The following is a 20,933-nucleotide window of genomic DNA, read 5'->3' as shown; positions in this document are numbered from 1 at the left end:
CTCGGACAGGAAGGAACGATCCGTTGGAGCACATCTATCGCCGCCTGGCGCCGAGCGAGGAAATCTTCGTGGCGTCGGAGCACTACTTCGCCATGACGCTGCTGGTCCGCGGCCCGCTGCGGATCGAAGCGCTGGACGCCGCTGTAACCGCCATGTGCGCCGCCGCGCCGATGCTCGCGGCCCGGATCGCCGACGTGACCGACGGCTACGCCTATGCCGCGGGCGGGCAGCGGCAGCAGCTGTTCGTCACCGACGGCGACCCGGACGCGCCGCTGAACGCGGCCGAACTGGCCCGGCACGACCTGCTGTTCGGTGTTTTCGTGGTGCGGGCCGGTGACCGGGCGGCGGTGAGCATGCAGTTCCATCACAGCCTCGCCGACGGACCTCGCGGCCTGTCGCTGCTCGCGCAGCTGTGGTCGCTGTACGGCGACGCCACGGCGGGGCGGGCCCTGATTCCGGCGCCGCAGCCGTTCCCGGAACCGGTGGAGACCCTCCTGGCCGAGCGGGGTGTCGTGAAGTTCGGCGAGCCCGACCCCGAGCCGCGCGAGACCATCCGCCTCGACGTCGACCCCGAGGCCAAATTCGTAGCCCCGCATCTGGCCTCGGCCGCGCTGACGGTGGCCGAAACCGACGCCCTGCTCGCCCTCGCCGCCCGCCAAGAGGTCACCCTGAACGGCTTGGTGTCCGCGGCCCTGTTGCTGGCGGAAACCGAGCTCGGCGGTATTCCGCTGCACGAGTTGCTGTATGTGTTCATGGTCGACCTGCGTGCCCGCCTGAATCCGCCGCTCGCACCGATGGACGGTTCGAACATCATGGGTTTCGCCGCCTACATGCCCGCCGCCGACGTCGCGGCCGAACTGGTCCCGCTGGCCCGCGCGGTCAACGAACATCTGCGGGTCAGCCTGGAATACGGTGTCGTGCAACAGACTCCGCTGCACAGCTCCAACATGCCGGACAGCAGCGCGCTGGAGATGCCCAACCTCGTCATGTGCACCAATCTCGGGCGCATTCCCGACCTGACCGGCACCGAAACGCTGGACGTCGAGGACTTCGTCCTGCTGGGCTCGCTCAGTGCCCGTGGCCGCCGCCCCACCTACCAGGTCCGCACCTTCGCCGGCCGGCTGTCCGTCGATTGGCCGCACTACGACGACACCCCCGAGGCGGCCCAGCACCGGGTGGACACGGTGATCGGCACCCTCCGGGCGGCCGTGGAGTCCGCCCCGATGTCGGTGGGGCAGTAAGGGTTCGATCTCGCCCGCGCCCGACCCGGGCAGGGGCTCGGATGCGGTAGCCCGCAATCTGTCGGAGGTCGGCGGTCCGGGCGCCGACCTCCGAGTTGGGCTCGCCGCCGAAGCCGCTATCGCCGTGGCAGGCTGAATCGTTCGGCGAATTCCGACATCTGGTCGTGTTGCTCTGCGGGGTCGAAGCCGGCGAACCCGACGACCAGCCGGTCCACCCCGTGCGCGGTGAGCTCCGCGACGCGTTCGGGGGACATGTCGGCCGAACCCCACCGGGTGTACTCGAGTTCGGCCGGATCGCGTCCGGCCTCGACGGCAGTCTTGCGGGCCAGGTCGATCTGCCGGTCACGCTCGTGCTCGGTCAGCATGCCTCCCGCGAAATAGCCGTCACCGCGGAGTCCGGCGCGCCGGGCGGCGGCGGCACTGGAACCGCCGATATGGATAGGCAGCGTGGGTGTTTCGTGGGGGTGCGGGTAGGTGCAGAGGTTGTCGAAGGCGAAGAACTCGCCGTGGTGACTGATGCCTTCCGGACCGCCCGCCCACAGTAGGCGCAGGACGTCGATGGCCTCGTCCGCGCGGCGACCGCGGCTGCGGAAATCGACACCCAGCGCGTGGGCTTCCCCAGGCAGGGCACCGAGACCGACGGTCAGCAACCGCATCCGGCCGCCGGACAGCACATCGACGGTGGCCAGCCGTTTGGCCAGGACCACCGGGTGCCGGTAGGGCAGCAGCAGCACCCCGGTGCCGAGCAGGATCCGGGAGGTGGCCGCGGCGACGAAGCTCAGACAGTCCAGGGGATCGAAGTAGGGCAACGTGGCCGGGAGTTCACCCGAGCCGTAGTCGGCACCAGGATAGAGCGCGATGTGGTCCTGGACATAGAGAGCCTCGAACCCGAGGTTCTCCGCGTGCCGGGCGAACGCCAGCAGGCGATCGGGGTCGGTGCCGTTGAACGCAGTGCTGTAGCTGACCGCGAAGCGCATGACGGGAATCCTTGTCTGGACATGGGGAGATGCCGGTCGCTGGGTTCGACCGGAGAACAGTGGGGTGCTGTCGGGAGTGTCGACTGCTAGGGGGAGAACTCGCATTTCGGCGGTGGCGCGGTGACCGCGTCGATGCGCGCGCGGACGCTGCGCCGGATCGTGCTCAGCCGCTCGATCGCGTCGTCGATCTCGTCGAGCTTGGCTCGCAGGGACTCCACCGATTCCGGGCATTCGTCGGCGGACCGGTGGCCGGTGCGCAGGCAGCTGACGAACGGGCGGGCATCGGCCAGGTCGAAGCCCAACTCCAGCAACGCCCGGATCTTCCGGACGATCTCGAGCTCGTGTTCGTCGTACACCCGGTACCCGTTGGCCGACCGCGCCGGCCGCACCAGCCCGTGCTGCTCGTAGTAGCGCACCGCACGGGTACTGGTACCGGCGCGCTGGGCCAGCTCTCCGATCAGCATCGGACCTCCTCGGGAATCCCGCCCAACGCTAAACCTTGTCACCGGCGTCAAGGCAAGACCGCGAGACGCCGGGACCGAGCACGATCGAGGGGTCCGTCTGCTCGGGGCGGGTCGACGGAGATCGTCGCGGCGCTGTCGCGCAGTTCAGTACGCGGCGGTGGCCCCGTCGACGGCGAGCTGGAGTTCTGCCGCGGTCAGGCGGGCGATGTCGGCAGGGCGCTGCGGGAGAGTGAGCACCGGCGTGCGGAAATAGAAGGCGGCGGAACGGACTTCGGCTTCGGTCGGTTCGACGGTGGGGTCGGGGCGAGGTCCGTAGCTGATGCCCAGGCACAGCAGGGCGGGCGGGGCGCCGAGTTTGGTTGCGCGGAAGGCGATGTGGCCGATGCCGCTGCCGATCGACTGGACCCGCGCGGGGTCGACCTCGTTGCAGGTGCCTTCGGGGAAGACCGCCACATGGTCTCCGGTGGTGAGTCGCTCGGCGCAGATGTCCATCATCTGCTGGCCGGCGGCGTTGACCGCGCGGATGCCGTGGTCCTTTCCTCGGAACACCGGGATGCCGCCCATCATGTCGACCTTGCGCCGCTGGTCGGGGTCGAGGAACAGTTCGTCCTTGGCCAATACCCGGACGCGGCCGATGAGCGGGCGCAACGGTGAGCGCCACGCGGCCGCGGCGACCACGTAGGGATCGCGCTGCGACAGGTGGTTGAGCGCGAACAGGATGGGCCGCTTGCTACGGAGCAGATCCGCGAGTTGTGCGCGGGCGCCGTCGGCGAACACGATCCGCGGCCGGAAGCGATTGGCCAGCAGGGCGTACGCGGCCATTGCTTGCAGCCGGTTCGGGCGGTGCCGTAGGTAGTAGGCGTAGACGGCATCACTGTTGTCGAGTAGCACGTCCGGCTTCGAGCGTCGATTCGAGGTCATCGGGATCCGTACTGTTCAGGGGCGGGGAGCGAGGCAGAGCTGGGAGATCAAGCGGGCCAGCCATTCCCGGGCTGTGGCCTGGTCGTGGTCGAGCAGCAGTTCCGCGGCGACGCCGTTGTACGCGGCGACGACCGCGCGGGCCGCGTCGACGGCCGTCCCGAACTCCGCGGGCAGTGCCAGCGCGCTCGCGGTCAGCCGCTCCTCGATCGCCGCCCGCAGGCTCGCGCGGTGTGTGTGCAGCCGGGCCGCCACGTCGGGGCGCCGGGCGGCGTAGGTGAGGAAGTCGGATTTGATCAGCAGCCAGTCCCGGTCGAGCGGCAACGTGGCCGCGAGCCGATCGACGAAAGTGGCCAGGTCGGACGGGTCGGCGGTGGCCGCGAGGGCGGCCCGGACCTGGTCGGTGATCGCGGTGGCGCGCTGGTCGTAGAGCACGAAGAACAGTTCTTCCAGGCTCTCGAACTGGGAGTAGAACGCGCCACGCGTGTATCCGGCTGTGGCACAGACGTCTTCGATCCGAACGTGCCCGAATCCCTTCTCCGCGAAGACCTCGAACGCGGCATCCAGCAACCGCGCGCGAGTCTCGGCGCGGCGCTTGGTCACTCGGGCGGGGGCGGCCGGTTCGGTCTGGGGCACGGGCCCACTCTATACATGAACGCATCGGATTCGCCAATGCATCTGATGCGTGACCGGTGCTGCGCCTCCGGCTTCGTGATCGAACGGATTGCGGCAGGCGGGAACCGGCGCCGAAGGGTACTCGGACTAGCGGGTCGCCGCAGCGAGCTGCCGGACTCCGCTCGGCTCGGCGGCCGCCGGATCCTCGGCCGTACCGGAACGAGGCATCGGGATGCGCCGACTCCGCACGACCCCGTAGAGCAATACCGCGACGTACACGAGTACGTGGGAATTCTCCAGGACCGGTTCGCTGTGCCATGGTTTGGGCAGCAGGAAGATCCCGACCGAGACGTACTCGCCACCCCAGTGATACGCCCAGGCGCCGGTGCAGACGACGAGTGCGGCTGCCGCGGCCCACCACCGCGGGCTGGTGCTCGCCTGGTGCACGAGGTGCACCAGGAACGGCACGAACCAGACCCAGTGATGTCCCCAGGCGAACGGTGACACCGCACACGAGGTCAGGCCGGCGATGGTCACCGCCAGCAGCCGTTCACCGCGGCGCTCGAGTGTGGCGGTGAGCCACAGACTCGACAGCGCGACCGCGCCGGCCAGGACCGCCCACAACCAGAGCGGCGCGGCGCCGTGCATCAGGTGCGCGAGCACGCCGCGGATCGACTGGTTGGCCGGATCGGTGTCGAGCGCGATGCGATCGGAGTCGAAGAACGTCGAGAACCAGTACTGCTGGGAATCCGCGGGCAGCACGATCCAGGCCAGCGCGATCGTGCCTACGAAAGCTGTTGCGGCACAAGCCGCCGCACGCCATCGGCGCAGGGCCAGGTAGTGCGCGACGAAGTAGGCCGGGACCAGTTTGACGCCCGCGGCCACACCGACGCCGAGACCGCGCAGCCGACTGGTCTCAGGGCGCGAGACGTCCCACAGGACCAGCAGCATGAGCACCAGATTGACCTGGCCGTAGAACAGCGTCGTGCGTACCGGTTCCAGGAACAGGCAGGTGATCGCAAGCAGCGCGGCGACTCCCGCCGTCCGGGAGGTCGTGCGGTAGCCGAGCATCCGCACGCTCGCCAGCACGCAGCCGTACAGGGCCGCGGCGTTCAGCAGCAGCGCGACGTAGGTCAGCAGACTCCACGGCACCGCGAGGATCGGCAGGAAAGCCAACGCCGAGAACGGGGTATAGGTGTATTGCAGGCCGAAGAAGGTCGGTTCGGTGTACAACGGCTGACCGTGCAGCACCCGGTCCGCGCCGACGCGATAAACGTGCGCGTCGAGCCCACCGGCCAACAGGCCACCGGAACCGGCGGAGAGCGCGTCCACCGTGCCGAACACCAGCACCGATGCCGCGAGCGCACCGGCGAACAACCACACCACCGTCGAGTTCGACCGGCCGAACTCGCGAAACCCCTGCCTGGACACGGCAATTCACCCTACGGCGTTGCCGCCGTGACGTGTTACCTCGCCTGGGAAGGCGGGCGGCCACTCACGCGGCGGGCGTCACCGTGAGTGTCACCGTGCCGGAGCCGGCGGGGCTCTGGACGGTCAGCAGGCGGCTCGCGCGATCCCAGTTCACCACCTGGGCGCCGGTGACGTGGACGTCGCCGGGGAATCCGGTCCGCGGGAGATAGATCTCGGTGGGCGCGCCGACCGTGCGATCCGGGCGGTAGGTGAGCTGGAGTTGGCTGGTGGTCGACGACCAGTCGACCGGCGTGCCGGCCACCGCGCGCGGATACGGCTTGTTCACGGCGTCGACGAGCACGGTGGGCGTCCCGTTCGACAGGTACGGGCCCCAGGTTCCGGGGTCGCTGGACCAGTACGAGACACCGGCACCGATCTTCCGTGCGGTGTCGTACACGTGGTCGATGTAGTCGCGGGCGCCGGGCAGTGTTGTGTCCAAGCCGAATTCGCCGATGATGATCGGCACGCCGCCGAGGACGCCGGCGGTGTACTGGACGCCGGCCCGCCAGGTCTCCACGGAGGCGTCGGTGATGACGCGGGCGATGCCGGTGTAGCCGGCGCCGAGGTCCATGGTGATCGGGTAGAGGTGCGGGCAGTAGGCGATTCGCGGTCCGCCCGGACGCGGGTCGTCGATCTTGGTGAGTGCGCTGGGCGCGCCCTGGTTCACGCCGACCGACTGCGGTTCCACGCACACCCAGGTCTTGTGGTCGGCCTGCCGGATCGCGGCGGTGGTCCGTTGGTACATGGCGGCGAGCGGTCCGGCTTCGAAGGCCCGGCCCTGCTTCGAGCCGCCGAACGGCTCGTTCATCAGGTCGTAGGCGACGACGGCGTCGTTGTGCGCGAAACGCTGAGCGACCGCGCGCCAGGCGTTCGCGTAGTGCTCGACGAGTTCGGGGTGGTTGCCGGTGTTGTTCCAGAAGTTGTCGAACGCGCGGATCACGCCCGGGTCGAGGTAGTACAGCTCCCATTGCCCCTGGGGCGGGACGGGCAGTCCGTCGGTGTAGGTCGCCCAGGCCGGGGCGCCGTTGCCGATGCCGCCGATATTGCTCGTGGACACGCCCGCCGTGGTGATGGCGCCGGAGTACACGTCCTGGTGCATGTCGAGCATGACCTTGTACCCGCGGGCGGCGTACCAGCCGACACGCTGTTCGACGCGGTCGAGGTACTGCTGGTCGTACTGGCCGGGTGTGGGTTCGACCGAGCGCCAGGAGATGAGGAAGCGCACGAAACCCGTTCCCATGGCGGCGTGTTCGCGGTCGAGGTCGGCTTCGGTGAACACGGGCATGCCGTCGGGAGTGCTCTTGGCGCTGGACGCGGTGTTGAAGCCCCGCAGGATCAGTGACCGGCCCGCGTCGTCCTTCGGATAGGACGGTGTGGACGCACTGCTGCCGTTACTGCTACCGCTGCCGGTGTCGGGCAGACCGCTCTGCGCGGTTGCGCCGCCGGCGCCGCAGACCAGCGCGACGGACGTGATCAGGGACAGGAACGCGAGACGAGTCATGGCCGAACTCCAAACTGGACGCTTGATCAACATCATGGCGGCTCGGCCTGTACCCAGGCGCCGATTCGGTAAAGCCGTCCGGATTCCGGTCTATCGCTGTCGAACCAGTAGGTGACACAACATAATTCGGCCCGGATGCGGCAGTGCCGACATCGGTGCCGTGCCAGTGTTCGTCTTCGGCTGTTACCCTGCGCTCCGGAATCGAGGCCCCTGGTCGGGCCGCGGGAATGAGGAGTCGTGGGCGTGGCCGGTGCGGCGGAGTGGCAGTCGGAGCACACCGGCGGTATTCCGCTGACCACGATCGCGCGGGAATGGGGCCGGATCGGCTGCCTCGGGTTCGGTGGTCCACCCACCCACATCGCGCTGTTGCGCCGCCTGTGTGTCCGGGACCGGCAGTGGATCACGGCAAGCGAATTCGAGGACGCGATCGCGGCCACCAATCTGCTGCCCGGGCCGGCGTCGACCCAGCTGGCGATCTACACCGCGTGGCGACTGCGCGGGACGGCGGGCGCGATCCTGGGCGGGGTGTGTTTCATCGTGCCGGGCCTGGTCCTGATCCTGGCGCTGGCCGCGTTCTTCCTGGCCGGCGGCGCTCCCCGCTGGGCGCACGGTGCGGCGGCCGGTGCGGGTGCGGCGGTGGCCGCGGTCGCCGTGCAGGCCGGGCTGGGGTTGGTGCCGGCCAGCCGGCAGCGGGCCACGACGCCGGCGGCGCGGCTGCGGTGGCTCGGCTGTGCGGTGGCCGGCGGCGCGGCGGCGGCGACGATCGGGCCGTGGCTGGTGCTGGTTCTGCTCGCCGCCGGTGTACTGGAAGTGGTTGTCCGGACCGGGATTCCGCGCCGGCCCGGGGTGCCCGCGGTACCGGTGGTGCTCGCGGTGCCGACGATCGGCGGTTCGGCGGCGGTGGCATGGGTCGCGGTGAAAGTCGGTGCGCTGTCCTACGGCGGCGGGTTCGTGATCATTCCGCTCATGCAGTCCGACGCGGTCGCCCGGCACCACTGGATGACCGGCGGGCAGTTCCTCGACGCGGTCGCGCTCGGCCAGATCACCCCGGGACCGGTGGTGCAGACCGTCGCGGTGGTGGGCTACGCCGCCGGCGGGCTCGCGGGCGGATTGCTCGCTGCCGTTGTGGCTTTCACACCGTCGTTCGTGTTCGTGCTCGCCGGTGGGAAGTACTTCGACCGCCTGCGCGCCGACACGCGGATCCAGGCGTTCCTGTCCGGCGCGGGCCCGGCGGTCATCGGCGCGATTCTCGGTTCGGCGATCCCGCTCGCCCTTGCCCTGCAGCAGGTGTGGCAGGTCGTGGTGCTGGCAGCGGCGGCCGGGTGGTTGCTGGTGGCGCGCCGCGGTGTGGTCAGCGCACTGCTCGCCGCCGCGGCCCTCGGTGTCGCGGCCGCGGCCGTCGGCCTGCCGGTCGGCTGACCGGGCCCGACGTGGTCGGGCGGCGGGCGCGCGACCGGCTCCGGTTGTACTGTCACCACTGCGAATGCGCGATCTCTGAGGGGGACGGACATGCCCAAGGCCATCATCGTGTGCAAGTCGGTGTCGCACGGCAATACTAGGAAAGTCGCCGCTGTCATCGGCGAGGTACTCGGGGCGCGGGTCGTCGACCCCGCCGACATCCAGGCGTCGGATCTGACCGGCTACGACCTGGTCGGTTTCGGCTCGGGAATCTTCACCGGCCACTTCCATCAGGAGCTGCGGGAGTTCGTCCGATCCTTACCGTCCGGCCAGGCCGGGGCAGCCTTCGTCTTCGCCACCAGCGGTTTCCCCGATTCCGGGCTGACCAGGTTCTCCCGCCCGCTGGTGAAACTGGTGGAGGAGAAGGGTTTCCGGGTGATCGGCACCTTCTCCTGCCGCGCCTTCGACACCTTCGCCCCCTTCGCGATCGCCGGCGGCATCCGCAAGGGCCGCCCCGACGCCACCGACCTCGACGCCGCCCGCACCTTCGCCACCACCCTCCGTACCCGGCCGGCCACCTCTTGACGATGACGCCCTATACCTACGAGACCGTCGGTGCGACACAGCCCGCGGAACCGCACTGGGCGCCCACGCCACCGCGGATGCGGCGGTTCGAGCGAACGGTAGTGATCGGAAAGGGCGCGGCCGTGTGGGAGGCCGCCACCGAGGCGGTGCTGTACTGGGGCATCAAGCAGCGCAGCGGTTTTCGCGTGGCGGCGGTGGACGGCGCCGGGGACGTGGTCACGGCGGGCGCCGAATACCACATCCGCGCCGGGTGGGGGCCGGTCACGATCGTCGAGCCGGTCCGGGTCGTGACGGTCGTGGAATCCGGCCGGCGGCGCGGATTCGCCTACGGCACACTGCCGGGCCATCCGGTCTCCGGCGAGGAGGCGTTCGTGGTTCATCGCGACGAGCACGGCACGGTGCGGCTCACGATCCGCTCGCTCACCCGGCCGGCGCGGACGGGACGGTGGCGCCTCGCGTTCCCGGCGTTGCTGCTCGCGCAGCTGATCTACCGTCGCCGCTATCTGCGGGTTCTGGTGCACTGAGCGTTGACAGAGGGTTTTGTCAGATATAGCGTCAGTGTTGACAGGACGCTCTGTCAGAATGGCGAGGAACGCGGATGGATCACCTGGTGCAGTTGGCGGCGCTCGAGCCGGCCACGACGACCGAGGACGCGCTGAAGCTGTTCGATCAATTGCCCGCGGTGCGGTCGGCGGATGTGCTCGGCGGCTGGGTCGGGCGGGAGCTGGCAACCGGGCATCCGATGGACGGGGTGCTCGCGGCCTCGGGGTGGTACGGCAAGCGGTTCGACGATGTCGACTCGGTGCACCCGATGCTGTTCAAGTCGGGGAACGGCCGGATCTGGGCGGCCGACCCGCGGCGGCTGCCGCTGGGGCTGGTGGGAAAAGTGAGTCCGCAGTTCGTCGAGAAGGCGCGGCGGGCTACCGCCGTCCTCGTCGACAGCGCGGTCGAGACCACCAAACACCGTGCGCGGCTTCGCGATCTGGAGTACCGGGGCGTGGTCAGCGCGGCGATGGTGTACGACCACCTGCCGATCATCGACACGTTCCGGCGGGTCGACGAGAACACACTGCTCGGGGCGATGGATCAGCGTGGTGTCGAGCAGCCGTACTTCTTCGTCCTGGTCCGCGACACCGCGGCCTGACGGTCAGGCGATCCGCAACGAGCCGGCGATCTGCACACACAGCGCCGCGGTCGTATCGATCAGCTCGGCCGGTTCCACGGCGAGACCACCGGCCAGCCACTGCCGCACGGCCTCGGCCACCCCGCCGACGATCATGACCGTCTGCAGGCGCAGCCGCGGGTGCCCTTCGGCGACATCGCCGTAGCGGATCATCTGCTCGGCCAGCAGGCCCGCGAATTCGATGATCGACTCGTCCCGGCGTTCCAGCAGCGCGGGGGAGCCGTTGGCCTCGAAATACAGCCGGGCGCGCCCGGTTGCGGTGGTGAGCGTGTGACACAGCGCGTCGGTGGCGGCCCGGCACTTGGCGTAGAGATCGGGTTCGGCCCGGTCGATCGCTTCCAGGCCGGTGCCGCGGAGTTCGGTGATCAGGGCGTCGTACATGGCGGCGCGCAGGTCGTCGAGGCGCCGGAAGCTCTCGTAGAAGTAACGTTCGGTGAGGCCCGCGGTCGCGCACACCTGGGTGACCGTCATCCCGGCCAGGCCCTGCTCGGCGACCAGGTCGAATCCCGCGTCGATCAGCCGTTGCCGGCGCTCGGTGCGCCGGTCGGCGGCGGCGACGCCCGCGTAGCGGCGGCTGCTCTCCATACCGCCCATTTTGACAGACCGGTTTGCCAGACCTGTGGAGTCGGCCACAGAACCCGGTCAGCGCGGTGATGGAGGTCACCCTGACCGGGCGTGCCGCCCGGCGGGCTCATACGATCGGGAGAGTGGAATTCGAAGCGGAGGTCCGGCGCGCGGTCTCGGACGCGGTGTTCAGCCGGGTGGTCTCCGCGATCCTCGCCGGACAGCTGTCCCCCGGCACTCCGCTGCCCTCGGCCGTCGATATGGCGGCCACCTTCCAGGTCGACCCGGAACTGATGCAGGACGCGATCGACCGCCTGCTCGAGATCGGGTTGGCGTCGTTCGCCGCGGACGGCAGCATCGCGGTCGTCGAGTGGCGGAACGTGGTCGGGATAGAACTGCTGGCCGAGGTCGCGGCCTCGGGCGCCAGGCCGCCCCGGCGCCTGCTGACCGACGTGTTCGTCATGCGCCGCGCGGTCGCCGCCGACGCGGCCCGCCTGTGCGCCGAGCACGCCTCCGATGCCGAACTGGCCGAGATCGTCTCCGCCGCACAGCGATACCCGGAAGTGCCGTTCGACGTCGACCACGCCTCGGCCGTCGACTCGGCCTTCTGGCTGCGGGTCCTCGACTGCTGCGGCAATGTCGGCTACCGCCTGCTGCTGAATTCGCTGTTGCGCACCTTCGCCGCGGTCGGCCGCGATCGGATCATCGAAATCGCCATGTACGAGGAGTATCTGCAGCCGGCCGCGCACCGCGAACTGGCCGCCGCGATGGCGGACCGGCGCGGCGACGACGCCCACCGCATGGCGTACGAGATGCTGAGCGGGACAGTGCGGAAACTGCGCCCGTTCGTCAACTGAGCGGCTCGTCGCGGCCGGTCACGAACCACACTCCGCGGGCGGGCTCGGTGCCCTCGTTGAGGTACAGGTGCGGGCGGGTGGAGTCGAAACACAGCGAGTCGCCGGCGGTGATCGTCTGCCGGTCGAAGTCGAGCAGCAGCGTCAGTTCGCCCGCGAGCAGATACGCGTACTCGATACCTCGGTGGCGCATCAGGGTTCGATCGCTCAAGCTGGCGGCACCCGGCTCGTAGGTGACCAGCAGGGCGTCGGTATCGGTGTGCGGGTCGACGGCCAGCCGCTCCCAGCGCACCCCGCCGGCCATGTCCAGGATCGGGTTGTCGTCTGCCCGCTGCACCACGCCGGGCGTGGCGGCCGTCCGCTCGCCCGCGGATCGTCCGGGGGTCAGGCCGAGCAGTTCGTCCAGGGAGACGTCGAGGTGTGTGACCAGGGCGTACAGCGTGCTCACCGACGGCTGTGATCGGCCGGTCTCGATCTGGGAGAGCTGGCTCGCCGAGATCGACACCGCCGCCGCGAGTCCGCGCAGGCTCAGCCGGCGTTCCAGACGGGCTTGCCGCAGTGCCGGTCCGATCCTGTCTTCCATCGCGGGTTCCTGTCCCTCGGTTCGATCCGGCTGAACGATACGGCGTACGCCGCGCGATAGCACCGGTGTTCAGTAGAGATTGACATCACGTCCCAGGTGTTCAATCATACTGAACATCTGGGAAAGGAACGGTCGATGCTGACCAGGAGACAATTCGTTGCCGCTGCGGCAGGTGTCGCGGTGGGTGCCACCACCTTCGGCGCGTCGGCCGCGGCGCAGCCACCCCTCGCGAACGGAACCGATTCGGGCCGAACCACGTTCATCGACGGCGCGTCGATCGAACCGGAGCGGCTCGCGGAATGGGAACGGCGGCGGGCCGATTCGGCTGCCGCGAGGCTGTCGGCCCACTATCTCGATCTGGCCGGGGACGAACTGAGCGCGCCGATCAGCCCTGCCGCGCTTGCCGCCGACGACATCGACTCCGCCCGAACGGCTTTGGCTCAGGCGCGGGCCTCGATCGGCGCCGACGGACTGCGCCGGATGCTTGCCGCCGAGGTAGCGACCTCCGATGCCGTGACGCGCGCCGCCCTCGCCGCATCCGGGAACCGCTGGGCCGTATCGGCGGCCGAGATCGTCAGCGGCCGTGGCAGTTCCGAAGGCTTCGCCGACTGGTTCACCCGGGAACGGGAGGCCGACGATCGGCCGGTGTGGACCGGCGCCTGCCCGGACCACTATCTCATCGAAACCGGCGCCGACGGCCGCCAGGAGGTCTACGAGGTGACCGGCGGCGCGGTGCTGGTCAGCCGCTTCTTCGTCGACTACACCGACCGGGACCGGGTGCCCGTACCGGCCGACCCGGACTATCCGCTGGCGATTGCCGGCACGGCGTGGCTGGCCGGCGGTGAGCTGATCGGCGGTGTGCGCCATCAGCTCCGCGCCGAACCCGGTGGCGGGTTCCGCGCGAAGCTCGGTGTCGCGTTCCCCGCCGCCGTACCCGCCCGCAATATCAGCGAGCACCAGTGGCATCTGGCCGTCGAATTCGGCAACTGGATCACCGTGTATCTGAACTCGCTCGGCTGAGTCGGGTCGTGGTTGTCGATTCGGTGGACCGTCGCGCGTCGGACAGCTGAGCGGTCCGAAACGACGGCCGCGCCGACCGAACCCAGGAGATGTCATGACCAGCACCCGTATCGACGACACCCAGGCCATCCGGCAGATCTTGGCCGACCAGTACGAGGCGTGGGCGGCCGGTGACGCGGAGCGCTTCGTCGCCGACTACGACGCGGAGGCCACCGTGATCACGCCCGGCATCTACCGCCGGAACCGGGACGAGGTCCGCGACGGTATGGCCGCCAACTTCGGCGGCGTCTTCGCGAAATCGACCGTCACCGACGAGATCCAGGACATCCGCTTCCTCGGCCCCGACCACGCGGTCGTGGTCAGCCGCGCCGGCATCCTGTTCGCCGGCGAGACCGAGCTGCCCGCGGACCGCTATGTGAACGCGACCTGGGTACTGGTCAAGCAGGACGACCGCTGGTCGGTAGCGGCCTACCACAACAGCCCGGTGGTCTCGAACTGAGCTCGAGCCACTGGGCAATAGCGTCGACGTCGCTGTGCCGCAATCCGATTCGTGGGTCGACGCGATACAGCAGTGCGTGCCCGGCGTAGTGGTCGGCCACCCACTCCCGGTCGCGGGCACCGATCTCGTCGTCGATCCAGACGAAGGTCCGGCCCGCGGCCTCGGCGATCAGGGTGCGGGTCTTCCAGTGCAGGCCGAACCATTCGTCGATGTGCCGGTCGGACCGCTCGGGCCAGGGCACGACCGGCAGGGCGGGCAGGCCGAGGGCCGGGCTCACCACCTGATTGGCCTCGTCCATCCAGGTGGTGGCCCACACCAGCTCGCAGCGCAACGCCGACAGTAGGTGCCCGAGTTCGGGATCGAGGCGGAAAAGGAGCGGATTCGACGAATGCCGGACCGGGGGAGCTGGGTGCTCCTCCGGCCCGGCGGTTCCGAACGGGATCAGCGGGCCGTCGACATCGAGGAACAGCAGTGGAGGCTGTGGCGTATCCATTGCTGTCGCAGGTTATATCGTGGTGTGGGCCCGCACTGCCTGTGTGAACCAGGTGAAGACCGGCGTCAGGTCGGGCATCGGCGGCCAGTCGTTGACGGTGGCGACCAGTTGCCAGTAGCGCGTCACGCGAGCGTCGTCGGCGACGGTCAGACGGTTCAGGATCCAGTGCCGGAGGGCGGTGTCGTCGGGGCGGCCGAAAGTGGTGCTGTAGCGGGCGGTCAGGGAGTCGACGACGGTGGCCGCTGCCGCCGACGTGGGATCGATGCCTGCGGCCAGCGCTCGGCCGACCTCGGACCGGACGGCCTCGGTCAGCTCGTGGTGCAGTCCGGTGGTGTCGCCGTCGGCGCGCTGCTGCTCCTGGTACGCGGCCATGCGACGGACCGCATCGCGGAATTCGTTGTCCTGCACCAGTTCCACGAGTTCCATCCAGGCTTCGACCTGAGCCGGGGCCGGGTCGTCGGGCAGGTCGGGCATGCTCGTGCGGAGCAGTTCCACCACGGCCGGGTTGGCGTCGACACCACCGAACGTGGCGTCGACGAAATCGTGGATGAAGCGGTGGCGTTCGGCCTGGGTCAGGTTGACGAGTTCGTGCATGAGGTACATCTCCTTCGGATCGGATTGCCGCCGGGCCACGGCCCGCAGCACCGCGCGACGCAGCCGGAGGTCGCGGATCTGGACGTCCAGTGCGGCGGCGTGGGCGGTCGCGACCTCGGTCAGTGAGGTCTCGTGGGCCAGCAAGCGGCGGACGGTGGGCAGGCCGATGTCCAGCGCGCGCAGGGTGCGGACGAGTTCGAGCCGGGCGAGCGCGTCCACGTCGTAGCGGCGGTGGCCGGCGGGTGTGTAGGTGGTCGGCGGGACGATCCCGCGATCGGCGTAGAACCGGATCGTCTTGACCGGCATGCCGGTCCGCTCGGCCAGTTCCCCGATCGTGAAGTGCGTGTCGTCGTCCATGGGTCCGAGTCTGCGGTCTCCCCTCGGTGGAGGAGCAAGCCCGAAACTTACAATAAACCTTGACGGTTTATGGTTTCTGAATCATGCTGGGACGCATGGCAGTAACGGACTCCCCGGCCGGCAACCGGGTCCGGCGAACGCAGGCCGAGCGCACCGCGGAGACGCGGCGGGCCCTACTCGACGCCACCTTCGACGCACTGGTGGAGGTCGGCTACAAGGCGACCACGACGACCGAGGTCGCGCACCGGGCCGGGGTGTCGCTGGGCGCCCTGCTGCACCATTTCCCGACCAAGGCCGATCTGCTCACCGCCGCCGTGACCCGGTCCTTCGACCGCCGCATCGAGGAATTCCAGGACCTGATGGCCGGCCTGGATCCGGCCGCCGACAAACTCGACGCCGCCGTCGACCTGCTGTGGTCGCTGTACTGCCGCCCCACCTTCACCGCCTGGTACGAACTGTGGACGGCGGCCCGCACCGATCCCGACCTCGCGACCGCGGTCGTAGCGATCGACCGCCAGTTCATGGCCGCCTGCCGACAGATCTACGCCGAACTGTTTCCGGCACGCGCCGACGCCGACCCCGCGTTCGCCGACGGAATCGGCCTCGACATCGTGCTGACCCTGCTCACCGGGTTGGCCACCTCGCAGACCCTCAGCGGCTACGAGCCGCACCCACCGCGCGCGGTCCTCGACGCCTTCAAGGTGATGTGCCGCGCTGTACTCGGTTCCGCGACCGTATCGCGGGCCGAGTGACCCTGCCGAAACGACCTACGCCAGAAGGAATCTCGTGAGCGCACTCGACAACGACCCCGCCCCTCGACCGCGAATCCCGGTGCGGCGCATTCGGTTCTCGTATCCCACCGGCTCGCTGGACCGCCACTACGTCGACGGCGACCTGGTGATGAGCCACATCGTGGCGCACCTCTCGTCCACCTTCCCCGAGGGCGAAGACTTCTTCATCCGTTCGGTCCGCCGCTACGCCGATCAGCTCACCGATCCCGAATTGCGTTCCCGGGTGAAGGGATTCATCGGCCAGGAGGTCACCCACGGGCGCGAACACCGGGCCCTGAACGACCGCCTGCGGCAGATGGGTTATCCGACCGGCTTCGGTGAACGTTCGTGCCGCCGCGTGGTGGGACTGTACGAGCGCCGGCTCTCGCCGCTGACCTGCCTGGCGTTCACCGCCGCACTCGAGCACTTCACCGCGATCTTCGCCGAAACGCTGCTCGGCGACGAACGAGCGCAGGCGCTGCTGGGCACCACCGAGGTGCGATCGATGCTGCTCTGGCATGCGATCGAGGAGTCCGAGCACCGGTCGGTGGCGTTCGACGTCTACCGCGCGGTGGGCGGCAGCGAGCGCCGGCGGATCGCCGCGATGCGCGCGATCATGGTGCTGTTCACTTCCAGCCTCGTCATTCACACGTTCGTCTCACTGCTCGGCGACCGGGCGGCCTACAACCCGATCCGGTTGGGCCGCAGTCTCGCCGCGCTGCGGCACTCGCCGTTCCTGTCCCCGAAGGTCCTGCGGCGGGTCGGTTCCTACAATCGGCGCGGGTTCCATCCCGACGACATCGACAACACCGCCCTGCTGGAGTACTGGACCACCGAATTGTTCGGTGCGCGGGGGACACTCGTCGACCACCTGACGTAAGCCGCGGGTCGGCCCGGTCGGTGCTCGGCGTGCCGATGACGCCGATCGGTGCGCTGTCACAGCCGATTATCCAGTGGTGGATGCCGATCAGCTCTGGGACCATCGGGGCTGGCGTTCGCCATCGGTGCTGGTAGGAGGAATCGCGGATGACCAGGGTGCGGCGGTTCTGGATCGAGTTCGACCCGCAGGAATGCTCGGACGCCCGGTTCCGGCAGGGCGTCGGTGTGTCCGGCTTCGATGTGCGGGACTGCTTGTCGATGGTGGTGGATCTGTTCCCCGACCGGGTGCTGCCTCCCGTGCACCGAATCACCGCCGACATCTCACTGGCCGAGCCACTCTCGGGAGGTCGTCGCTATCTCGGCGTCCCGGTGTGGCGCGGTGTGTGGTATCCACCGGTGAACCTCGGGACCGGACCGACCCGCAGTATCGATCGAAGAGGCGCGCCCCGCGACTACCCGACACCTGTCACGCAATCATCCCCGCGGCGCGCTGGTGAGAACATGTGCACGAAGGCCACATGGTGGGACGAAATCCCGCGTATCGATGGCCTGCGGTGGCCGCTGGTGGACATGCACCGCAGCGTGTACGGCCGCGGAATCCGGCTGAGCGCCCCGGCGTTACGCGACTTCTGCGCCGCGGATCCAACGTATGGGGATATGGTGCGCGAAGCGCTCGACTTCATGATCGCGTGGCACCCGACACCGGACGAGTGGTTCGACCCGACCGAAACCAGGTTCGCCGATCAACGGGACCTGGAAGAGTACCTGCGAGCCTTCCGCGACTACTTGTCCGGAACTCGCCCGGAGCCGATCTATCCTCCCGGCAGCGAACCGCTTTCGCCCGAGGACGCGTGGCTGGAAGCCAGAGGCCGATTGGTCTTCACTCGCCGGGAGCCGGTCGACGCTCCCGACAGCGAACGGTTTTCACCTGGCACGCAACCACGACTTCCCGAGTGCGAGTGACCCAGACCGGCTACCGGCTGCTGCGGGTTCGCGACGCATGGCCGGATCCGGACATGGCGTCGGCGAGGGCCTCGGCGGCGCCGATCGAGCGCGCGAGATCCCGGGTGTGGGTGGCCAAGTCGGTGGTCAGAGTGCGCGTGCGTGTGCGGAGTTCGTCAGCGGCCCGCCCGGATCATGCGGCTCGCGCGCAACGTCCGGGCCGAGTCTTCGTCGAATTCCGTTGAATCATCGAGATATCCGGTGATGAGGTCCGGGGCCGGGTGGTCCTCGATATCGGTGAAGCCGAGTACTCGGAGCTGTGCGGCGATGTCGGCGGGGGTGAAGTAGTTGACGAAGGGTTCGCCGATGGCGGCCAATCGTCTCGCACGGGCCTCGAGGTACGCGCGATCCTCGTCGGTGTCCGCGGGCTGGAGGTAGTCGAAGACGACTTCGACCGGAGCGTCCTGGCCGGCGATGTATTCCAGGGTGCTGTGCGCGGCGTCGGGGGTGAGGTAGAACACGACGCCGAGCCAGACGAAGACCGCCGGCTCGGTGCGGCTGAACCCGGCGGCCGCCAATCGGGTTGCCAGCGTGTCGGTTTCGAAGTCGACCGGGACGAAGGTCAGGCCGGCCGGGTGGTCGAGGCCGGCGGCGGTGACGAGGCGGCGCTTCCAGTCCTGGGTGTCGGGGTGGTCGACCTCGAACACGCGCAGGTCCGGATTCGGGTTGCGGTAGGCGAAGGTGTCCAGGCCCGCGCCCAGGATCACGACCTGGCGGGCGCCGGTCACGGCGACGCGGTCCTCGGCGAAGCGGGAACGGGCGGCGAAGAACAGGCGGCGCGGACGATCGAGGGCGGTGCCGGGTTCGGTTGCGCGACCGAGTGATTCGGTGAGCCCGTCCGCAGTGACCCCGAGCGCGCGGGCCGCCAGCGGGTCGGTGAAGATCAACGGCCGGTCGGCGACCTGATGATAGGCACGGGCGTAAGCGGTGACGAGCGCTGTCCGGCTGGGTCCTTCGCTGTCCATGGGATCGAACCTACTCATGAACAGAGCGCGAGCGCGGTGAACTCGGCCACACCGGCAACCCTCGGGCGCCGAAATGATGCCCGGCTGGTCGCCCCGAACCGAGTTCCGGCTCACGGCTCACCCAGTCGAAATCGGCACGTCGGCTCGATTGAGACGACCGCCCTCGAGCGGCGGTGAGCCACGCTGATCTCCCGGTACGAAGGGTCAGTCCATGTGCTCGAGCTGACGGATCTTGTTCATGGCGTCCAGGGCAGCGACCTTGTAGCACTCGGCCAGGGTCGGGTAGTTGAAGACGGCGTCGACCAGGTAGTCGACGGTGCCGCCGCACCCCATGACGGCCTGGCCGATATGGATGAGTTCGGTTGCGCCCGTGCCGAACACGTGCACGCCGAGCAGGGCACGGGTCTCGCAGCAGACCAGGAGTTTCAGGACGCCGTAGGAGTCGCCGATGATCTGGCCGCGGGCCAGTTCGCGGTAGCGGGACACCCCGACCTCGAAGGGGACCTTCGCCTCGGTGAGCTCGTCCTCGGTGCGGCCGATGAAACTGATCTCCGGGATCGTGTAGATGCCGATCGGCTGCAGCGTCGACAACTCCTGCACCGGTTCACCGCACGCGTGGTGCGCGGCGAGCCGGCCCTGTTCCATCGAGGTCGCGGCCAGCGCCGGGAAACCGATCACGTCGCCGACCGCGTAGATGTGCGGCACCTCGGTGCGGAAGAACTCGTCGACGGTGACCCGGCCGCGTTTGTCGGCCGTCAGGCCCGCGCGGTCCAGGCGCAGGCTCGCCGTCATGCCCTGGCGGCCGGCCGAGTACATGACCACCTCGGCGGGAATCCGCTTGCCGCTCGCCATGATCGCGATCGCGCCGCGTGGATGCCGCTCGACCGCCGCGACCGTCTCCCGGAACCGGAAGGTCACCGCGAGATCCCGCAGATGATATTTGAGCGCCTCGACCACTTCGATATCGCAGAACTCGAGCATGCGCTCCCGCGATTCGACGACCGTGACCTTGCAGCCCAGCGCGGCGAACATCGACGCGTACTCGATGCCGATCACGCCCGCGCCGACGATGAGCATGGACTGCGGGACCCGCTCCAGTTCCAGGATGCCGTCCGAGTCGATGACGGTCGTGCCGTCGAAGTCCACACTCTCGGGGCGGGCCGGTTGGGTGCCGGTGGCGATGACGATCTTCTCCGCCGTCACCCGAGTGCCCTGTCCGGTGCCGTCGAGCACCTCCACGGTGTGCTCGTCCACGAACGAGCCCAGTCCGGGCAGGATCGATACGTGGTTGCGGGACAACTGATTCCGGATCACATCGACCTCGCGGCCGATGACGTGGCGGGCCCGCGACAGCAGGTCGGTGACGGTGATGTCCTCCTTGACCCGGTAGCTCTGGCCGTACATCTCACGCTGGCTCAGGCCGGTGAGGTACAGCACCGCCTCGCGCAGCGTCTTGGACGGGATCGTGCCGGTGTTGATGCACACCCCGCCGATCATGTCCCGCCGCTCCACCACCGCGGCCCGTTTTCCCAGCTTCGCGGTGGCGATCGCCGCCTTCTGGCCGCCGGGTCCGGAACCGAGCACCAGCACGTCACAGTCGTACATGCCGCCAGTCTGACAGTGATATGTGAAGTCCAGGTACACATTTGCTGACCGAAGGCCGGTCCGCACCGGGCCGGCCGCGACTTCCCCGCGGTGGGAGTACGGGGTAGGGCCGGGCGGCGGTAGTGTATCGGGTAACTTGCGACCGACTGGTCTGGTCGCTGTCGAGCCTTTCGAATCGTTCCATTCAAATCGATGCCACAGGCCGAATTCCGCACGTCGGGTCCCTCGAATGTGCGCCACGAGAACTGTTTTCCCAGTTCGGGAATAGTCTTCTTACGGTGTCACGCGCATTGGTTGCACGCCCTGTGCTGATCAGGTACCTTCTGGTTTGTCAATGATGACGACATCTGCTGGACGGGCGCGCTTTACAGGAAAGTCCTGAGCGTCTCGGTATTC

General features: G+C 68.9%; 23 protein-coding genes. 11 read left to right on the top strand and 12 right to left on the bottom strand.

All coding sequences use genetic code 11. The features are described 5' to 3' along the window. Positions 1–23 precede the first annotated feature (23 nt). On the top strand, positions 24–1,241 hold the full coding sequence (locus tag EBN03_RS09750) for a phthiocerol/phthiodiolone dimycocerosyl transferase family protein (protein WP_122187620.1): 1,218 nt from the start codon (positions 24–26) through the stop codon (positions 1,239–1,241). A gap of 116 nt (positions 1,242–1,357) precedes the next feature. Here EBN03_RS09750 and EBN03_RS09745 read toward each other — a convergent pair whose 3' ends face one another. The 6 genes from EBN03_RS09745 to EBN03_RS09720 all read right to left on the bottom strand — a co-directional run bounded on the left by EBN03_RS09745 (position 1,358) and on the right by EBN03_RS09720 (position 7,186). Then, entirely contained in the window at positions 1,358–2,218 is an 861-nt protein-coding gene (locus tag EBN03_RS09745) for a TIGR03619 family F420-dependent LLM class oxidoreductase (RefSeq protein WP_122187619.1), read from the bottom strand. 86 nt (positions 2,219–2,304) lie between these two features. Next, the gene (locus EBN03_RS09740) at positions 2,305–2,682 is read right to left on the bottom strand and encodes a MerR family transcriptional regulator (RefSeq protein WP_122187618.1); all 378 of its coding nucleotides are present in this window, start codon (positions 2,680–2,682) and stop codon (positions 2,305–2,307) included. Between the two features lie 144 nt (positions 2,683–2,826). Then, a complete protein-coding gene (locus EBN03_RS09735) occupies positions 2,827–3,603 on the bottom strand; it encodes a lysophospholipid acyltransferase family protein (protein WP_122187617.1) in 777 nt (258 codons plus the stop codon). A 15-nt stretch (positions 3,604–3,618) separates the two neighbouring features. Then, the gene (locus EBN03_RS09730) at positions 3,619–4,236 is read right to left on the bottom strand and encodes a TetR/AcrR family transcriptional regulator (protein ID WP_199742693.1); all 618 of its coding nucleotides are present in this window, start codon (positions 4,234–4,236) and stop codon (positions 3,619–3,621) included. Positions 4,237–4,362: 126 nt separating this feature from the next. Continuing rightward, positions 4,363–5,646: a glycosyltransferase 87 family protein gene (locus tag EBN03_RS09725; protein ID WP_233608278.1), complete on the bottom strand. Its 1,284-nt coding sequence runs from the start codon at positions 5,644–5,646 to the stop codon at positions 4,363–4,365. A 64-nt stretch (positions 5,647–5,710) separates the two neighbouring features. Continuing rightward, positions 5,711–7,186: a cellulase family glycosylhydrolase gene (locus EBN03_RS09720; protein WP_122187616.1), complete on the bottom strand. Its 1,476-nt coding sequence runs from the start codon at positions 7,184–7,186 to the stop codon at positions 5,711–5,713. A gap of 237 nt (positions 7,187–7,423) precedes the next feature. On the opposite strand from EBN03_RS09720, the gene chrA reads away from it, so the two are divergent. From chrA to EBN03_RS09700, 4 genes are all read left to right on the top strand, one after another. Next, positions 7,424–8,605 carry a chromate efflux transporter gene (gene chrA, locus EBN03_RS09715; protein ID WP_233608277.1) on the top strand — a complete coding sequence of 394 codons (1,182 nt, stop codon included), beginning with the start codon at positions 7,424–7,426 and terminating at the stop codon, positions 8,603–8,605. A gap of 90 nt (positions 8,606–8,695) precedes the next feature. Continuing rightward, entirely contained in the window at positions 8,696–9,169 is a 474-nt protein-coding gene (locus EBN03_RS09710; RefSeq protein ID WP_122187615.1) for a flavodoxin family protein, read from the top strand. A 2-nt stretch (positions 9,170–9,171) separates the two neighbouring features. Next, positions 9,172–9,693, top strand: a complete 522-nt coding sequence (locus tag EBN03_RS09705; protein ID WP_122187614.1) for a DUF1990 family protein — start codon at positions 9,172–9,174, stop codon at positions 9,691–9,693. Positions 9,694–9,767: 74 nt separating this feature from the next. After that, positions 9,768–10,313 (top strand): DUF4334 domain-containing protein, encoded by a 546-nt coding sequence (locus EBN03_RS09700; protein ID WP_122187613.1) that lies wholly within the window; start codon positions 9,768–9,770, stop codon positions 10,311–10,313. A 3-nt stretch (positions 10,314–10,316) separates the two neighbouring features. On the opposite strand, the gene EBN03_RS09695 is transcribed toward EBN03_RS09700, so the two are convergent. Further along, positions 10,317–10,937, bottom strand: coding sequence for a TetR/AcrR family transcriptional regulator (locus EBN03_RS09695; RefSeq protein WP_158675578.1), 621 nt, complete (start codon positions 10,935–10,937; stop codon positions 10,317–10,319). 122 nt (positions 10,938–11,059) lie between these two features. On the opposite strand from EBN03_RS09695, the gene EBN03_RS09690 reads away from it, so the two are divergent. Continuing rightward, positions 11,060–11,773 carry a FadR/GntR family transcriptional regulator gene (locus tag EBN03_RS09690; RefSeq protein WP_158675577.1) on the top strand — a complete coding sequence of 238 codons (714 nt, stop codon included), beginning with the start codon at positions 11,060–11,062 and terminating at the stop codon, positions 11,771–11,773. Here the strand turns inward: EBN03_RS09690 and EBN03_RS09685 are convergent. Beyond that, positions 11,766–12,353: a helix-turn-helix domain-containing protein gene (locus EBN03_RS09685; protein WP_122187610.1), complete on the bottom strand. Its 588-nt coding sequence runs from the start codon at positions 12,351–12,353 to the stop codon at positions 11,766–11,768. The genes EBN03_RS09690 and EBN03_RS09685 overlap by 8 nt on opposite strands. Positions 12,354–12,488: 135 nt before the next feature. Between EBN03_RS09685 and EBN03_RS09680 the strand changes: the two genes are divergently transcribed. Together EBN03_RS09680 and EBN03_RS09675 are read left to right on the top strand one after the other, a co-directional pair. After that, a complete protein-coding gene (locus EBN03_RS09680) occupies positions 12,489–13,373 on the top strand; it encodes a hypothetical protein (RefSeq protein ID WP_147471503.1) in 885 nt (294 codons plus the stop codon). A gap of 94 nt (positions 13,374–13,467) precedes the next feature. Beyond that, a complete protein-coding gene (locus tag EBN03_RS09675) occupies positions 13,468–13,872 on the top strand; it encodes an SgcJ/EcaC family oxidoreductase (RefSeq protein ID WP_122187608.1) in 405 nt (134 codons plus the stop codon). On the opposite strand, the gene EBN03_RS09670 is transcribed toward EBN03_RS09675, so the two are convergent. Further along, complete coding sequence (locus EBN03_RS09670; RefSeq protein ID WP_122187607.1) at positions 13,811–14,365, bottom strand: HAD domain-containing protein; 555 nt, start codon at positions 14,363–14,365, stop codon at positions 13,811–13,813. The two genes, EBN03_RS09675 and EBN03_RS09670, sit on opposite strands and share 62 nt — an antisense overlap. Positions 14,366–14,377: 12 nt before the next feature. Then, positions 14,378–15,316, bottom strand: coding sequence for a MerR family transcriptional regulator (locus tag EBN03_RS09665; RefSeq protein ID WP_122187606.1), 939 nt, complete (start codon positions 15,314–15,316; stop codon positions 14,378–14,380). A gap of 95 nt (positions 15,317–15,411) precedes the next feature. On the opposite strand from EBN03_RS09665, the gene EBN03_RS09660 reads away from it, so the two are divergent. From EBN03_RS09660 to EBN03_RS09650, 3 genes are all read left to right on the top strand, one after another. Further along, entirely contained in the window at positions 15,412–16,068 is a 657-nt protein-coding gene (locus EBN03_RS09660; RefSeq protein ID WP_122187605.1) for a TetR/AcrR family transcriptional regulator, read from the top strand. Between the two features lie 34 nt (positions 16,069–16,102). Further along, a complete protein-coding gene (locus tag EBN03_RS09655; RefSeq protein ID WP_233608276.1) occupies positions 16,103–16,966 on the top strand; it encodes a metal-dependent hydrolase in 864 nt (287 codons plus the stop codon). Positions 16,967–17,223: 257 nt separating this feature from the next. Continuing rightward, positions 17,224–17,928, top strand: coding sequence for a hypothetical protein (locus EBN03_RS09650; RefSeq protein WP_147471502.1), 705 nt, complete (start codon positions 17,224–17,226; stop codon positions 17,926–17,928). A gap of 155 nt (positions 17,929–18,083) precedes the next feature. Here the strand turns inward: EBN03_RS09650 and EBN03_RS09645 are convergent, their stop codons facing one another. Further along, a complete protein-coding gene (locus tag EBN03_RS09645; RefSeq protein WP_122187603.1) occupies positions 18,084–18,932 on the bottom strand; it encodes a class I SAM-dependent methyltransferase in 849 nt (282 codons plus the stop codon). Between the two features lie 204 nt (positions 18,933–19,136). Further along, the gene (gene sthA, locus EBN03_RS09640) at positions 19,137–20,537 is read right to left on the bottom strand and encodes a Si-specific NAD(P)(+) transhydrogenase (RefSeq protein ID WP_122187876.1); all 1,401 of its coding nucleotides are present in this window, start codon (positions 20,535–20,537) and stop codon (positions 19,137–19,139) included. Positions 20,538–20,933 lie beyond the last annotated feature (396 nt).

The organism is Nocardia stercoris, assembly GCF_003696265.1.
Lineage (GTDB): Bacteria > Actinomycetota > Actinomycetes > Mycobacteriales > Mycobacteriaceae > Nocardia > Nocardia stercoris.
The sequence above is the reverse complement of the archived record's forward strand: the minus strand, read 5'-3'. Positions and strand labels throughout refer to the sequence as shown.

Coding starts and splice junctions, on each gene's coding strand:
- EBN03_RS09745 (WP_122187619.1), bottom strand. CDS start 2,218: ATGCGCTTCGCGGTCAGCTACAGCACTGCGTTCAACGGCACCGACCCC.
- EBN03_RS09740 (WP_122187618.1), bottom strand. CDS start 2,682: ATGCTGATCGGAGAGCTGGCCCAGCGCGCCGGTACCAGTACCCGTGCG.
- EBN03_RS09735 (WP_122187617.1), bottom strand. CDS start 3,603: ATGACCTCGAATCGACGCTCGAAGCCGGACGTGCTACTCGACAACAGT.
- EBN03_RS09720 (WP_122187616.1), bottom strand. CDS start 7,186: ATGACTCGTCTCGCGTTCCTGTCCCTGATCACGTCCGTCGCGCTGGTC.
- EBN03_RS09710 (WP_122187615.1), top strand. CDS start 8,696: ATGCCCAAGGCCATCATCGTGTGCAAGTCGGTGTCGCACGGCAATACT.
- EBN03_RS09705 (WP_122187614.1), top strand. CDS start 9,172: ATGACGCCCTATACCTACGAGACCGTCGGTGCGACACAGCCCGCGGAA.
- EBN03_RS09700 (WP_122187613.1), top strand. CDS start 9,768: ATGGATCACCTGGTGCAGTTGGCGGCGCTCGAGCCGGCCACGACGACC.
- EBN03_RS09695 (WP_158675578.1), bottom strand. CDS start 10,937: ATGGAGAGCAGCCGCCGCTACGCGGGCGTCGCCGCCGCCGACCGGCGC.
- EBN03_RS09685 (WP_122187610.1), bottom strand. CDS start 12,353: ATGGAAGACAGGATCGGACCGGCACTGCGGCAAGCCCGTCTGGAACGC.
- EBN03_RS09680 (WP_147471503.1), top strand. CDS start 12,489: ATGCTGACCAGGAGACAATTCGTTGCCGCTGCGGCAGGTGTCGCGGTG.
- EBN03_RS09675 (WP_122187608.1), top strand. CDS start 13,468: ATGACCAGCACCCGTATCGACGACACCCAGGCCATCCGGCAGATCTTG.
- EBN03_RS09670 (WP_122187607.1), bottom strand. CDS start 14,365: ATGGATACGCCACAGCCTCCACTGCTGTTCCTCGATGTCGACGGCCCG.
- EBN03_RS09665 (WP_122187606.1), bottom strand. CDS start 15,316: ATGGACGACGACACGCACTTCACGATCGGGGAACTGGCCGAGCGGACC.
- EBN03_RS09660 (WP_122187605.1), top strand. CDS start 15,412: ATGGCAGTAACGGACTCCCCGGCCGGCAACCGGGTCCGGCGAACGCAG.
- EBN03_RS09650 (WP_147471502.1), top strand. CDS start 17,224: ATGGTGGTGGATCTGTTCCCCGACCGGGTGCTGCCTCCCGTGCACCGA.
- EBN03_RS09645 (WP_122187603.1), bottom strand. CDS start 18,932: ATGGACAGCGAAGGACCCAGCCGGACAGCGCTCGTCACCGCTTACGCC.
- sthA (WP_122187876.1), bottom strand. CDS start 20,537: ATGTACGACTGTGACGTGCTGGTGCTCGGTTCCGGACCCGGCGGCCAG.